Source organism: Rhizobium indigoferae (genome assembly GCF_034554815.1).
Classification (GTDB): Bacteria; Pseudomonadota; Alphaproteobacteria; order Rhizobiales; family Rhizobiaceae; genus Rhizobium; species Rhizobium leguminosarum.
On record NZ_CP140635.1, the window covers coordinates 1,161,073 to 1,173,919 of the forward strand.

The following is a 12,847-nucleotide window of genomic DNA, read 5'->3' on the forward strand; positions in this document are numbered from 1 at the left end:
GTGGTCGGGGGCTAGATGGAGCGGCTGGCGGCAGCGTCAACCGCCAACGGCGTCCCGGATCGCAAGCACGAAGGGCGCATTGCCGTCGGCATCCGCACCACGTCCGATTGCCCGTACCGCCGCGACCAGCCGGCCGCTGCGGCCGAGCAGCGCGTCACCGATCTCGATCAGCCGGGCGTTGGGCGTCGCGAAAGGTGAGGCGGCTCGGAGTCGGCGAGCAAGCGTTTCATCGCTCTGATCCGGTGCCAGCGACAGCGCGGCGATGAGGGCTGCGGCCGGTGATCGCGACACGCCCATCCAGCAATGAATGAGCAGCGGCGTCTCTTGCTGCCACGATGCGGCAAAGTCGATAATCCCGCGGACATGCGTCTCGTCAGGCGCCACGAGATCGCCGGTGCCCTTGAAGAGGATATCGTTCATACCAAGTGTCAGATGACGTTCGGCCGCAATCACGCCCGGCCGGTGAAAGGCCTGATTCTTGGCGATCAGGCTGATCATATCGCGCGCCTTATGGCGCACCGCCATTTCCGCGATGCGCGACAGCGGCGAGACGACGATGAAGCTCACGATACCATCCCCCGCTCGGCCTCGATCGCCGCGAAGCGCGCGCAGAACAATCGCTGCGCTTCGAGCGCAGGCAGGGGCTCGATCATCAGCATGTCCTTGCTGATGCCGCGCGGCTGGCCGAAGAATTTCTGCGCCTCGGCGGGTGTGAAACCGGCAAGCACGGTCGCCTCGAAATAGGCGGCGATCGTGTCGGCCTTCTTGATCCGGTCCTTGAGGTCGCGCGAAGGATGTGGCGGCAGGCCGAAGCGCAAGTGCACGGCCGCCTCCAGCCGCTTTTCCACCGTCTTGTAGCCGCCGCCGACCACCGATTTGAACGGCGAGATCATGTCGCCGATCACATATTCGGGTGCGTCGTGCAGCAGCGCCATCAGGCACTCCTGCGGCCGCGCATCGTTGAAGCGGCGGAAGATATCCTCGACGACAAGACTGTGTTGCGCCACCGAAAAAGCATGATCGCCGGAGGTCTGGCCGTTCCACCGGGCAACCCGCGCAAGCCCATGGGCGATGTCGATGAGTTCGACATCGAGCGGCGAGGGGTCGAGCAGGTCGAGCCTGCGCCCGGACAGCATGCGTTGCCAGGCACGCGGAGCTTTCGTCGTTGTCACGCGCTGGCCTCGTCGCCGCTTGTGGGAAAGACAAGGCCGGACCATGCCGGCAGGACGAGGGAAACGGGCGTTTCGCCGGCGAGCAGCGGCGTACCTGCCGCCATCGCGGCGCCGGCGCGGTCGATGCGCACGATCGCAAGGCCGCTGCCGCCTTCGACAGAACCGAGCGCTCCCACGGGCTTGCCGCCGGCGGTGATCTCCGTCCCGGTCTCCGGCAAGGTTGTCGCGGCGGACACCGTGACGACGCGCCGGCGCGCGGTGCCGCGGTGCTGCATGCGCGAGACGACCTCCTGCCCGACATAGCAGCCTTTCCTGAAGGAGAGGCCGCCGTTGAAATCCATCAGCACGTCATGCGGGAAGGCGTCCTGCAGGGCGAAGTCCGATCCTGATGTGACGATGCCGTGGCTGATGCGCAGCGCGTAGTAGAGCGCCTCTTTGCCATCGCCATGTTTGCCGGGCCGGCGGATCAGCGTGACGCCCGCCATGGCGAAGCGGCTGTCTCGGACGCCCTGGCTGTCCCGGACGCCCTGGCTGCCCTCGGCATCCTCGCTCCAGGAAACGGTGACGCCCTCTTCGGTGCTTGTCGCAAGTGTGACGGCGGCGCGCAGCTTGTACATTGTCAGCCGCTTCAGCAGGCCGTCGCGCTGGCCGGCATCGGTTTCGATCATGTAGCCGTCGCCGTCCTGCCAGATCATGAAGTCGAACAGGATCTTGCCCTGCGGGGTCAAGAGTGCCCCGGGCCGTGCCTCGTCGGCGCCGAGCGAGGTGATATCGGTTGTGATCAGGTTCTGCAGGAAGGATTGGGCTTCCGCGCCGCTGACAAGGAGCAATGAGCGGTCATTCAGGAATACGGCTGGCATGGCGGAACCTGTCGCGTTGGTCATCGCTCAGAGGTATGTCTTCATGAGGTGGATCGCAAGCGCCATGCGTAACGTGAAAAGCGCAGGCGAGACGGGCATCAATCGCCTGCTGTGAAAAATTTCCATTTGCCTTGAGGCGTAATGCCGAGGCGGTAGAAATTATATCCGCCGAACTCCTGCATGTCGGAGAGATCGCCGGCCGTGACGATGCGCAGCAGCTCGACGCGCTCCGGCGGCGTCAGCGACTTTAGGTCCTTCTCGGCAAAATAGGGCCAGACATACATGTCGTCTGCTGTGCCCTGGCCGACATGCACGAAGCCGGTCGAGACGATATCGAGCATGATGGCAAGGATCTCGTCGCCATCAGGATCGCCCGACAGATCCTTCAGCGCACCGATCGGGTCGTCCGTCGGTTCACCCACCGTCACCTGTGTCTGGTCGGTGCCGGTGCCCATCAGTGGCCGCAGCCGTTCGAGATCGCCGGAGGCGGCCGCTTCGACGATCTGCTCGCGCATCTTGCGAACCGGCTCTGGCACCTTGCTGATGTCGTAGATCACCTCGGTGGGCTTGGAATTATCCTGGGTGCCGGGCGTCTTGTCGACACCCTGATTGTTCTGGCTGTTGACCAACGGATCGGCCATGGGAACGCCGGGAGTGGTCTGCGGCTGGCTCTGTCCTTGAGCGCTTCCCTGTGCGGGCGGCGTCTCGTTGGCCGCCTGGCCGGGGATGTTGTGCAGTTCGGAAAGCGCGTAGGCGGCCGGCGCAAGGAAAACATTGCCGGCGGCGAGGCTGAACGCAAGCAGCACCGGCGCGAGCGAAATTCGCGAAACTTTCTCTTTACCGGTGTGCATCAAACTCTCTGATAACAATTATTGCAGGGTGCGGTTCGCGGAGAATTCGCCGGCAAGCATGCGCTCACGCAGCGAATCCAGCAGGGCTTCGGCGCTCTTTTCCCCATGCAATCTGATCGTCTCGCGCAGCGCATGTGCAATGGCGGCATCAGCGATGATTTCAGGCTCGATCCCGTCGGCCATGCCGTCGGCCCAAGCCTCGTTCTGGTACTCCAGAGCTGCCTGCATCTTTTCGTGGACGATCATGTCGTCGATGTCGTTGAGGCTTGCTTCCATTGTTTTTTCCTCAGCACTTCTCATGTCTTACTGCACCGTTAACAACACTAACAGCCTTTTCCCAAAACGACACGTCCGCATGCGAAAACAGGTTAATTAAACGTCAATTTCCAAAGCGCGAGGTAATTTCTGTGGCAAGTGTTGCACCTTCGTTACGGTAGCGCTCTTCTGCCACGATGGCCGCCGGGGTGCAATCCGTATAGACCGAGGCGAAGGCGCGATAGCCGCGATTGAAGGCCGCTGTGAGCTTTTCCTTGCGCTGCTGCTCGTTACCGGTCTCCGAATCGAGCAGCTGCTGCATGCCGTTTCGCCACTCGTCGCCGCCAGGCGCCTTGCAGAGCGTTCTGAGATAATGCACCGAACCCAGCACCTCGGCGAACCGCGCCAGCTTGTCGTCATAGGGCACGTTCACGATCGGCGGTGCAATCTGCTCCTCCTGTGGAGGCGGCGTATTCTTGCCCTGCGCCATCGTGGGGCCGGCGAGGACGAGCAGGGACAGAAAAACACGTCGAACGGGAATCATGTTCGTAGTTGATACGCTGAGCATGACGGCAACAAGGCGTGCTTGAAAGTTTCCACGTCTATTCGCCGCCCGCCAGCCGCTCAGCGCATTCAAGTACGCTCTGTGGCACGGGCAGCCGCCGGATTTCCTCCACCGTGTACCAACCGAGGGCGGCTGCATCGTCGGCGGCTTCCGCCTCCGCGTCCCGATCCGCGTCGACGCGGAAGACCGACAGCAGGAAATGGCTGTTGACGCTGCCGTCGGCCGCATGCGTCTTCAGGTCGTAGGTCGAAAATAACCGCGGATTCCGTGCCGAAATGCCGGTCTCTTCATGGAATTCGCGCAGTGCCGTTTGCTCCGGCGTTTCGCCGGGCTCGGCGCGCCCGCCGGGAAAGGCGTACATGTCGGCGGAAGGCGGGTTGCGGCGCAACACCAGAAGGAATCGTCCGTCGCGTTCGAGGATGGCGGCGGAGCCGGGTTTGGCGGTGGAGGTCATCGGGACTGCTCTTGCTGTGATCACCTATCCTATCCGATGAACCGACATTTGCATGCCGGCGCTGCTTGGCTTCCACACTTTTCGCAGGGATAGTTGCCAATGCATGTCGCTCAAAAGTGTGCAGCGGTTTTGAGATAGCGACATGCATGAAGCAAAAAGCCGAAGGATTCGAAAGGGCTTCCGTGACCTACATCATCCATGCCTTTGCCGCGGTCTTCGAGATCGCCGGCTGCTTTGCTTTCTGGGCATGGCTGAAGCTCGAAAAGTCCATCTTGTGGCTGGCGCCGGGTATGGTCTCTCTGGTGCTTTTCGCCTGGCTTCTGACGCTGGTGCCGAGCGAGGTCGCCGGCCGTACCTTCGCGGCCTATGGCGGCATTTATATCCTCGCCTCGCTGCTTTGGCTGTGGCTGGTCGAAGCCCGCGTGCCTGATCGTTATGATATCGGCGGTGCGCTGATCTGCCTTGCCGGCGCCAGCCTCATCCTCTTCGCGCCGAGAGGCTGAGGTGTCTTGACCGAACACCAGCCGGGTGCAAAGACAAGCCGATGTGTGGACGTTTCGCCCTGACAATCTCCAGCGCCGACCTGCGCGACGTCTTCTCCGGTCTCGATCTCGACGACTTTCCGGCGCGTTACAACATCGCGCCGACGCAACCGATCCTCGTCGTCATATCAGGCGAGGGCAGGGAGCAGGGCAGCAACTTGGCCGACCGGCGCGCCGTGCTCGTGCGCTGGGGCCTCACGCCGGGTTGGGTCAAGGACCCGAAGGATTTCCCGCTGCTAATCAACGCGCGCTCCGAAACCGCGATCGGCAAAGCCTCTTTCCGCGCAGCCATGCGTCATCGTCGCGTGCTCATTCCGGCCTCCGGTTTTTATGAATGGCATCGCCCGTCCAAGGAAAGCGGCGGGCGGCCGCAGCCCTATTGGATCAGGCCGCGCCAGGGTGGGGTCATCGCCTTTGCCGGGTTGATGGAGACATGGTCGTCGGCCGACGGCTCCGAGGTCGATACCGGCGCGATCCTGACGACAGCAGCCAATTCAGCCATATCAGCGGTCCACGATCGCATGCCTGTCGTCATCAGACCTGAGGATTTCTCCCGCTGGCTCGATTGCAAGACCCAGGAACCGCGCGAGGTGGCCGACCTGCTACAGCCCGTTCAGGATGATTTCTTCGAGGCCGTCCCGGTCTCCGACAAGGTCAACAAGGTCGCCAATATGGGTCCCGACCTGCAGGAGCCGGTCGTCATCGAAAAGCCGCTGAGGGCGCCCGAGAAGCAAAAGCCTGACGACGGCCAGCTCAGCTTCTTCTGAACACTATCCGCCGCACCTGCGGGCCCGTCGGTGACCGATCGGCGCCGACGTCTCACATAGGCGGCGGCGATGCGTCGCTTCGTCCATCAGGTTTTTCGGGTTGTGCTTATGTCGCCAGAGCGTTGTCGGGAGATTTCCGGCGATCGCCTCGTCACTCACTTCGTCAGCGGTGCCTAACGCATGTAACCCGAAAGCACGCATGATTCCGATTTGAAGCTTTCCGCCTCAAGCGGATTTTTTGACGCCGGTCGGCTTATGCTTGGCCATCAGCGATGCTGCGGCAACAGCCTTCAGGCCGACGGGGCGATAGTTGGCGGCGAGGTCTGGCTTGGCCACCTGCTGTTCGCCGGTACTGCTCTTCTTCGAAGTCACGATACTCTCCTTGCGTGGTTCTTTCCTGGGTATTTTATAGTTTGATGTTTCGTCACGAATAGCGACAAAACGGGGGCGTCGCTTATCAGGATTTGTAAACGCCCACCATAATTCGCGAGGCTTAACTGAAGCCTACGTTGGTTAATACTTACTGAAGAGAGCAGTTCCAATAAAAGTCCGAAAGCGGTTTTCGGGGAAAAGCGCGGAACGGTTTTCACCCGGATAAAGCGCATGCTTTTCCCGGGGATCCGTCAGAACGAAGGGAGAGAAGCATTTCCGTCATTCGAAGAAATCCGGAAATGCTCGGAGGTCAGATGTGCCGGCCGATATCGTCGTCGCCGATGCCCGGCTCCTCGATCGTCAGCGTCCCGTATTTCCGCCGCCATTTCCGGGCGCCGAAGGGAAGCGATACGAGGTAGGCGGCAACGGTGAAGACCATCACTTCCCAGGTGTAGCTCATCAGCAGAGCCACGTAGAGCACGACGCCGAGCATCATCGGCAGCACGAGATCGCGCCGCAGGCGGTTGCCTTCCGATTTGCCCGACCAGACCGGCAGCCGGCTGATAAGCAGGAAGGCGATGAGCACGGTGTAGATCGACGAGAGATAGGCGAAGGTGCGGTCCGTCGCCAGCCCGAGGAAGCCGAGATAGACCGGCAAGAGCACCAGCATGGCGCCGGCCGGCGCCGGCACGCCGACGAAATATTCCGATTGCCAGCTCGCCTTGTTTTCGCGTTCGGCCATGACATTGAAGCGAGCAAGGCGAAGCCCGGCGGCGATCGCATAGATCAGGGCGGCAATCCAGCCGAGCGAGCGTGCCTGGTCGAGCGCGAAGACATAGACGACGAGGGCGGGCGCGACGCCGAAATTGACGATGTCGGCAAGCGAATCCATCTGCGCGCCGAACTTCGAAGTCGCCTTCATCAGCCGCGCTACGCGTCCGTCGATGCCATCGAGGAAGGCAGCGAGCAGCACCATGGAGACGGCGAGCTCGTAACGATTCTCAAAAGCCAGCCGGATGCCGGTCAGTCCGGCGCAGATCGCCAGAATGGTGATGAGGTTCGGAAAGACGAGCCGGAGCGGGATTTCGCGCAGACGCGGGCCGCGGGCGGAATCATCCGGTCCATTGGGCTCGAAAGGCGGAAAAGGCGTTTCCATATCGCGTTCCAATCGTTCCTAGCTGCGGCGGCTGATGACGGGACCCTTGGCGGAGGCGAATTCGGCGATGACAGTTTCTCCCGCAACCGCCGTCTGGCCGAGCGAGACGCGTGGCGCGGCACCGGCGGGCAGGAACACATCGAGCCGCGAGCCGAAGCGGATCAGCCCGAAGCGCTCGCCGGCATCCACCGGCTCGTTGGGGTTCGCCCAGCAGAGGATGCGCCGTGCCACGAGGCCGGCGATCTGCACGACGCCGATCTGGCCGTGCCGGGTTTCGATCACCAGCCCGTTGCGCTCATTGTCCTCGCTCGCCTTGTCGAGCTCGGCGTTGACGAAGCTGCCGGAGCGGTAGTTGATGCTGACGATGCGCCCGCGCATCGGCGCCCGGTTCACATGGCAATTGAAGACGTTCATGAAGACCGAGATGCGCAGCATCGGCTCGGAGCCGAGGTTGAGCTCTGCCGGAGGGGTCACCATCTGGATCGCCGAGACCTTGCCGTCGGCGGGAGAGATCACCAGGTCGTCGTCCTGCGGAGTCACGCGGTCGGGATCACGGAAGAAATAGGCACACCAGAGCGTGAAGATCATGCCGATCCAAAAGAGCGGCTTGAAGATCCAGCCCAAGACCAGCGACGCGACGAAGAAGGCGGCAACGAAGGGATAACCCTCCTTGTGCACGGGAACGATCGTGTTGCGAACCGTGTTGAACAGGCTCATGGCTGCCGGTCTCCTTGCGTTTTCATTTTTGCTGGTTAGCGAAAAACCGTCTCCGGGGCAATGCTGCGGCCTCGGCCCTGGTTCCCATGCCGGGGTTCTGAACAACAAAAGCCGGCCGGCGTCGGTCTCCCGGCTCAGCTTGCCGGAGCAAGCCGCGTTATCACGCCGAGGTCGTCGCTTTCGCGCACCTGCTTCAGATGTTCCTCCGCCTGTGTCGCTTCGCGCTGGCGGTTCCACATCGAGGCATAAAGGCCGTTTCTTTCGAGGAGGGCGGCATGTGTTCCGCGCTCGGCGATCTCGCCGCTTTTGAGCACGATGATTTCATCGGCGCCGATCACCGTCGAAAGCCGGTGGGCGATGACAAGCGTCGTGCGGTTCTTCGAAACCAGGTCGAGTGCCTCCTGGATTTCCCGTTCCGTCGTCGTGTCGAGCGCCGACGTCGCCTCGTCGAGGATCAGGATCGGCGGTGCCTTGAGGATGGTGCGGGCGATCGCCACCCGCTGCTTCTCTCCGCCCGAAAGCTTCAGCCCGCGCTCGCCGACCTTGGTTTCGAACCCCTCGGGCAGCATTTCGATGAAATGCGCAATCTGCGCCACCTCGGCGGCTGCAAAGACCTCGCCGTCGCTGGCCGATGTGCGGCCGTAGCGAATGTTGTAGGCGACCGTGTCGTTGAAGAGCACCGTATCCTGCGGCACCATGCCGATCGCCGTACGCAGGCTCTTCTGCGTCACCGTGCGGATATCCTGGCCGTCGACGGTGATCGCGCCGCTCTGGATATCGTAGAAACGATAGAGCAGGCGCGACAGCGTCGATTTGCCGGCACCCGACGGGCCGACGACGGCGACCGTCTTGCCGGCCGGCACCTCGAAGGAAATGCCCTTCAGGATCGGGCGGGCCGGATCGTAGGAGAAGTGCACGTCCTTGAAAGAGATCGCGCCCTGGCCGATCCGAAGCTCCGTTGCATCGGGCGCGTCATGGACCTCGGCCTTCACCTCAAGCAGGTCGAACATCTGCTCGATATCGGTCAGCCCCTGGCGGATTTCGCGATAGACGAAGCCGATGAAGTTGAGCGGCACGGAAAGCTGCAGCAGCATCGAATTGACGAAGACGAAATCCCCGACCGTCTGCTCGCCGCGCTGCACGGCCAGCGCCGACAGCACCAGCATGATCGTCGTGCCGATGCCGAAAATGACGCCCTGGCCGAAGTTCAGCCAGCCGAGCGAGGTCCAGACATCGGTCGCGGCCTTCTCATAGCGTTCCATCGATTTGTCGAAGCGCTTGGCCTCCATCTCCTCATTGCCGAAATATTTGACGGTCTCGAAATTGAGGAGGGAGTCGATCGCCTTGGTATTGGCGTCGGTATCGCTGTCGTTCATCGACCGGCGGATGGCGATGCGCCAGTCGGATGCGCGGATCGTGAACCAGATGTAGGCCCAGACGGTAAAGGCGGTAACGGCGAGATAGGAGAAGCCGTAGCCCCACCAGAAGATCACTGCCGTCAGCAGGAATTCGATGACCGTCGGGACCGAATTTAGGATCGTGAAGCGCACGATCGTCTCGATGCCCTTGGTGCCGCGCTCGATGATGCGCGAAAGCCCGCCAGTCTTGCGCTCCAGATGGAAGCGCAGCGACAGCTGGTGCATATGCACGAAGGTCCTGTAGGCGAGCTGGCGCACGGCATGTTGCCCGACGCTGGCAAAGAGCGCGTCGCGCAGCTGATTGAGGCCAAGCTGGATCAGCCGGGTGATGTTATAGGCGATCACTAGCGCGATGGCGCCGGCCAGCAGCGGCGGCACCGAGCCGGCAAGATCCATCCTGCCGTTCAGCGCATCGGTCGACCACTTGAAGAAATAGGGAACGAGCAGCAGGACGAACTTGGAGATCAGCAGAAAGACCGAGGCCCAGACGACGCGCATCTTGAGGTCGGGTCTGCCGGCCGGCCACATATAGGGCCAGAGGTTGAGAAGCGTCTGCAGCAGGTTGGATTCCGAGACTGTCTTGCCGTTTGCCATGCTTGTCTCCAGCCCGGATGGGCTTACCGCGATTGGGGCGCTTCGATGCCGGCAAGAGCACGGAACCGGGATGTGCCTGAAAGCGCTTCCCATAGCCCGCAGCCGCCACCGCCAGATAGGGTGCCAGGCGGACGAATACAACAATTGCAGGGCTGAGGAAAAGACAGGCCGGGCGACGACAGCGCCGCGCATCTTTTCAGACGCGCAAAGGACGCTGTAGCACTTTGAACTGCTGCATGATTTTATCCTTAAACCGACTCCGATTTAAGAAATTATGCAATAGCCTGCCCGGCCTCGTCATGATGTCTGCTGCTTAGAGGTGCTGGCCGGAAAGGCGCTTGCGGTGCAGCTCTTCGGCATTCGGCAACACATCCTTCGGCAGGCCGAAGATCTGACCGGGGCGGATGCGGTCGGGATTGATGATCTTGTCCTCGTTGGCGATATAGATCGTCGTGTAACGAACGCCGAGGCCATAGGTGCGGCGCGAGATCTGCCACAGCGTGTCGCCGCGACGAATGATGACCGCTGCGTTGTTCGCCGTCAGCGGCGCCTGTTCGATCGTCTTCGGCTGGCTGCTTCCGACATCGTTTGCAGATGGCGCTGCCGGCAGGGGTGCAGCGGTGAGTTCGGCGATCATCCCGCCCAGTCTTTCGAGCGCGGCGCCGACGGACTTTGCATCCTTAGGCAGGCCCTGTAGCAGCTTCAGCGCATTGCCGGCGATCTGCGAGGACGAGCCGGACGCTTGCTTGAAGCTGTCCGGCGCATCGGCGGCCGGGCGGAAGTCGGCGACGGAGCGCAGCGCGAATTCCGTTGCCGAGCGCGCCGCCGCAAGCTGTTCGGCCCCGGGCAACTTGCCATCGGCAAACAGTCCCTTCAGCAGGCCGTAGGCCTTGCCGGCCTCCGCTTTGAGTTTGCCAAGCTCGCCTTCGTCGAGCGGCACCATCGAGGAAGCGCCGTTCGCTTCGGCGGGGACCGATTGCGCGGCGACCCTGACCTGATCGCCGGCCGGGCGATTGAAGTTCACCGCCGCACGCACGATCACCTTGCCTGTGGGATCGACGACATCGACGCGGATCTTGTGGTCGCCGACCGAGAGCGACACCACACCGTCGATGACGAAATGCCCGTCGGAGCCGGCGGTATCCTGGCCGACGAGGCTGTCATCGGCATAACCGATGACCTTGGCATTGGAACGAGTCGTGCCGGCGATGAAGATCTTGTTGCCCTCGATTTCGACGGCATTGACCATCACATCGGGCACATTGGTCTTATCCGGTGCCGTAGCTGCGCCATTGGAGGAGGTGTCGGTGAGGTTCGGCGTCTGCAACGCCAGCTCGCCGGTTGGTGCAGGTGTTGCAGCAGGCGCAGCCGAGCTTTCGCCCGTTGCCGGCTTGTCCGCAGGCGGCGCCATCGGATTGGAGGCATCGGCAACTTCGGTTCCGGCCTTCGGCGCGGTGATGATGCGGCTCGCTGCGCCGGGTTTGGAAACCATGGCGAGCAGATTGGCGCCATTGCCGTCCTTCGGCACGGAAATGGTCGCGACTTCTTCGGAAAGCATGCTCTTGCCGTCCTTGCCCGTGAACTTGAGCACGAGCTGGTGGTCGCCCGCCGGAAGCGGATCGTCGAGGACGGCGGCAAAATCGCCGGTCGCATCGACATTGGCCGTCGTCACCACCTTTTCGCCGTCGAGCACCTCGAGCTTGCCGTTCGGTTCGGCGGAGCCGGCAATCACCGTCGAGCCGTCGGGCTCAACGCGCAATACGTCGAAGGCCGGAAGCTTCGGGCCGGTATTCTCCGCTGCCGTGTTCGCCGCAGGGGCAGCCTCCGGCGCACCGGTTAGCGCAGTTTCGGCCTTGGCGATCGCGGCAAGCGCATCGGCGATATTCTCGGGCAGCGACTGGACGATGGCGAGCGCTTTCGCGCCGCCGTCCTTGGCTTTGGTGGCAAGGGTCTGGGTCGCGGGATCGAGGCCCTCGGGAATTGTGAAATCGGCAAGTGCGGTCAGCGCGCTGACGGCCTTGGTCTTGGCGGCGGTGAAGACATCGATGGCGGGGCCTTTGCCGTCGGCAAACAGCGCTTTGAGCTCGCTGAGCGACATGCCGGCATCCGCCGAAAGGCGACCCACCTGGTCGGCGACCGCAGCCGAGTCGGCAACGGCGGAGCGCGATGTCTTTGCGGCCTCGTTAACCGTGTTCTTGAGCTCCGTGCTCGCCTGGTTGATGGCGTCGCCGACCTTGGTTGCATCGCCGCCGATGCGCGGCATGACGAAAAATACCATCAGTAGGATTGCGATTACGAGCACTGCAAGGGCCAGCAAGCCGGCACGGTTCTTCATCATTATGTCTCCCAGAGCGGCAATTTGCCGTAGTAACCGAAATTGCTAGCGATTCCCGTTGCTTTTCACAAGCATTCAAAGCAATTAGGCAAGCTAGGCACGCTGCTTTTCAGTCAATTTTCTTGACTGCATTGAAATGGAATAGTTGTTTGCCTCTATGACCGAACAATCTGTATCGATTCGATCCATCTGCGTTTACTGCGGCTCAAGGCCGGGACGCGATCCTTCCCACATGGCGGCCGGGCGTGCTCTCGGAAGAGAGATCGCCGAATACGGCCTGCGCCTCGTCTATGGCGGGGGTACCAAAGGCATCATGGGCGCGGTTGCAAGCGGCGTGCTTTCAGGCGGCGGTCAGGTCACGGGCATCATTCCCGAATTCCTGATCGATATGGAAGCGACTCGCCATTCGCTTGGTCAACTCAACGAACTCATTGTAACCCCTGACATGCATGCGCGCAAACACACCATGTTCGAGCGCTCCGATGCCTTCGTCGCGCTGCCCGGCGGCATCGGTACGCTGGAGGAGATCGTCGAGATCATGACCTGGGCGCAGCTCGGCCGCCACGAGAAGCCGATGGTCTTTGCCAACGTCAACGCTTTCTGGGATCCGATGATGGAGCTGATCCGCCATATGACCGAAGAAGGCTTCCTGCACACCGCCCATCGGGTGCAGCCGCTCGTCGTCGACGAGATCTCCGGTATCATTCCGGCGATCATGGCCCAGGCAGCCCAACTCGCAGCCGATCGTAACGGCGAGGACGAGGTGATTTCGAAGATGTAGGCGGGGCA

15 protein-coding genes are annotated in these 12,847 nt (G+C 62.1%); 3 read left to right on the top strand and 12 right to left on the bottom strand.

Annotation, left to right across the window (positions count from 1 at the left end):
* Positions 1 to 36 precede the first annotated feature (36 nt).
* The 7 genes from U5G49_RS05970 to U5G49_RS06000 form a co-directional block, all read right to left on the bottom strand.
* Entirely contained in the window at positions 37 to 567 is a 531-nt protein-coding gene (locus tag U5G49_RS05970; RefSeq protein WP_018241410.1) for a tyrosine phosphatase family protein, read from the bottom strand.
* Positions 564 to 1,172: an HD domain-containing protein gene (locus tag U5G49_RS05975; RefSeq protein ID WP_018241411.1), complete on the bottom strand. Its 609-nt coding sequence runs from the start codon at positions 1,170 to 1,172 to the stop codon at positions 564 to 566. Before U5G49_RS05975 ends, U5G49_RS05970 begins: the two co-directional genes overlap by 4 nt.
* A complete protein-coding gene (gene ygfZ, locus U5G49_RS05980; protein ID WP_193446109.1) occupies positions 1,169 to 2,032 on the bottom strand; it encodes a CAF17-like 4Fe-4S cluster assembly/insertion protein YgfZ in 864 nt (287 codons plus the stop codon). Before ygfZ ends, U5G49_RS05975 begins: the two co-directional genes overlap by 4 nt.
* A 98-nt stretch (positions 2,033 to 2,130) precedes the next feature.
* Complete coding sequence (locus tag U5G49_RS05985) at positions 2,131 to 2,883, bottom strand: hypothetical protein (RefSeq protein ID WP_047621504.1); 753 nt, start codon at positions 2,881 to 2,883, stop codon at positions 2,131 to 2,133.
* An 18-nt stretch (positions 2,884 to 2,901) separates the two neighbouring features.
* Positions 2,902 to 3,159, bottom strand: coding sequence for a hypothetical protein (locus tag U5G49_RS05990; protein WP_003546972.1), 258 nt, complete (start codon positions 3,157 to 3,159; stop codon positions 2,902 to 2,904).
* 103 nt (positions 3,160 to 3,262) lie between these two features.
* Positions 3,263 to 3,706: a TIGR02301 family protein gene (locus tag U5G49_RS05995; protein WP_018447390.1), complete on the bottom strand. Its 444-nt coding sequence runs from the start codon at positions 3,704 to 3,706 to the stop codon at positions 3,263 to 3,265.
* Between the two features lie 34 nt (positions 3,707 to 3,740).
* Positions 3,741 to 4,157: an NUDIX hydrolase gene (locus U5G49_RS06000; RefSeq protein ID WP_193446110.1), complete on the bottom strand. Its 417-nt coding sequence runs from the start codon at positions 4,155 to 4,157 to the stop codon at positions 3,741 to 3,743.
* A 182-nt stretch (positions 4,158 to 4,339) separates the two neighbouring features.
* Here U5G49_RS06000 and U5G49_RS06005 point away from each other — a divergent pair, with 182 nt between their 5' ends.
* Positions 4,340 to 4,660 (top strand): YnfA family protein, encoded by a 321-nt coding sequence (locus U5G49_RS06005; RefSeq protein ID WP_193446058.1) that lies wholly within the window; start codon positions 4,340 to 4,342, stop codon positions 4,658 to 4,660.
* A 41-nt stretch (positions 4,661 to 4,701) separates the two neighbouring features.
* A complete protein-coding gene (locus U5G49_RS06010) occupies positions 4,702 to 5,466 on the top strand; it encodes an SOS response-associated peptidase (RefSeq protein WP_193446059.1) in 765 nt (254 codons plus the stop codon).
* A gap of 225 nt (positions 5,467 to 5,691) precedes the next feature.
* Here U5G49_RS06010 and U5G49_RS06015 read toward each other — a convergent pair whose 3' ends face one another.
* The 5 genes from U5G49_RS06015 to U5G49_RS06035 form a co-directional block, all read right to left on the bottom strand.
* Positions 5,692 to 5,838: a hypothetical protein gene (locus U5G49_RS06015; RefSeq protein ID WP_018447394.1), complete on the bottom strand. Its 147-nt coding sequence runs from the start codon at positions 5,836 to 5,838 to the stop codon at positions 5,692 to 5,694.
* 310 nt (positions 5,839 to 6,148) lie between these two features.
* On the bottom strand, positions 6,149 to 6,994 hold the full coding sequence (gene pssA / locus U5G49_RS06020; protein ID WP_018447395.1) for a CDP-diacylglycerol--serine O-phosphatidyltransferase: 846 nt from the start codon (positions 6,992 to 6,994) through the stop codon (positions 6,149 to 6,151).
* An 18-nt stretch (positions 6,995 to 7,012) separates the two neighbouring features.
* Positions 7,013 to 7,711 carry a phosphatidylserine decarboxylase gene (locus tag U5G49_RS06025; protein ID WP_193446060.1) on the bottom strand — a complete coding sequence of 233 codons (699 nt, stop codon included), beginning with the start codon at positions 7,709 to 7,711 and terminating at the stop codon, positions 7,013 to 7,015.
* Positions 7,712 to 7,845: 134 nt separating this feature from the next.
* Positions 7,846 to 9,723, bottom strand: coding sequence for an ABCB family ABC transporter ATP-binding protein/permease (locus U5G49_RS06030; protein ID WP_193446061.1), 1,878 nt, complete (start codon positions 9,721 to 9,723; stop codon positions 7,846 to 7,848).
* Between the two features lie 313 nt (positions 9,724 to 10,036).
* Positions 10,037 to 12,061: a LysM peptidoglycan-binding domain-containing protein gene (locus U5G49_RS06035; protein WP_193446062.1), complete on the bottom strand. Its 2,025-nt coding sequence runs from the start codon at positions 12,059 to 12,061 to the stop codon at positions 10,037 to 10,039.
* A 154-nt stretch (positions 12,062 to 12,215) separates the two neighbouring features.
* On the opposite strand from U5G49_RS06035, the gene U5G49_RS06040 reads away from it, so the two are divergent.
* On the top strand, positions 12,216 to 12,839 hold the full coding sequence (locus tag U5G49_RS06040; RefSeq protein ID WP_193446063.1) for an LOG family protein: 624 nt from the start codon (positions 12,216 to 12,218) through the stop codon (positions 12,837 to 12,839).
* The last annotated feature ends 8 nt before the right edge of the window (positions 12,840 to 12,847 follow it).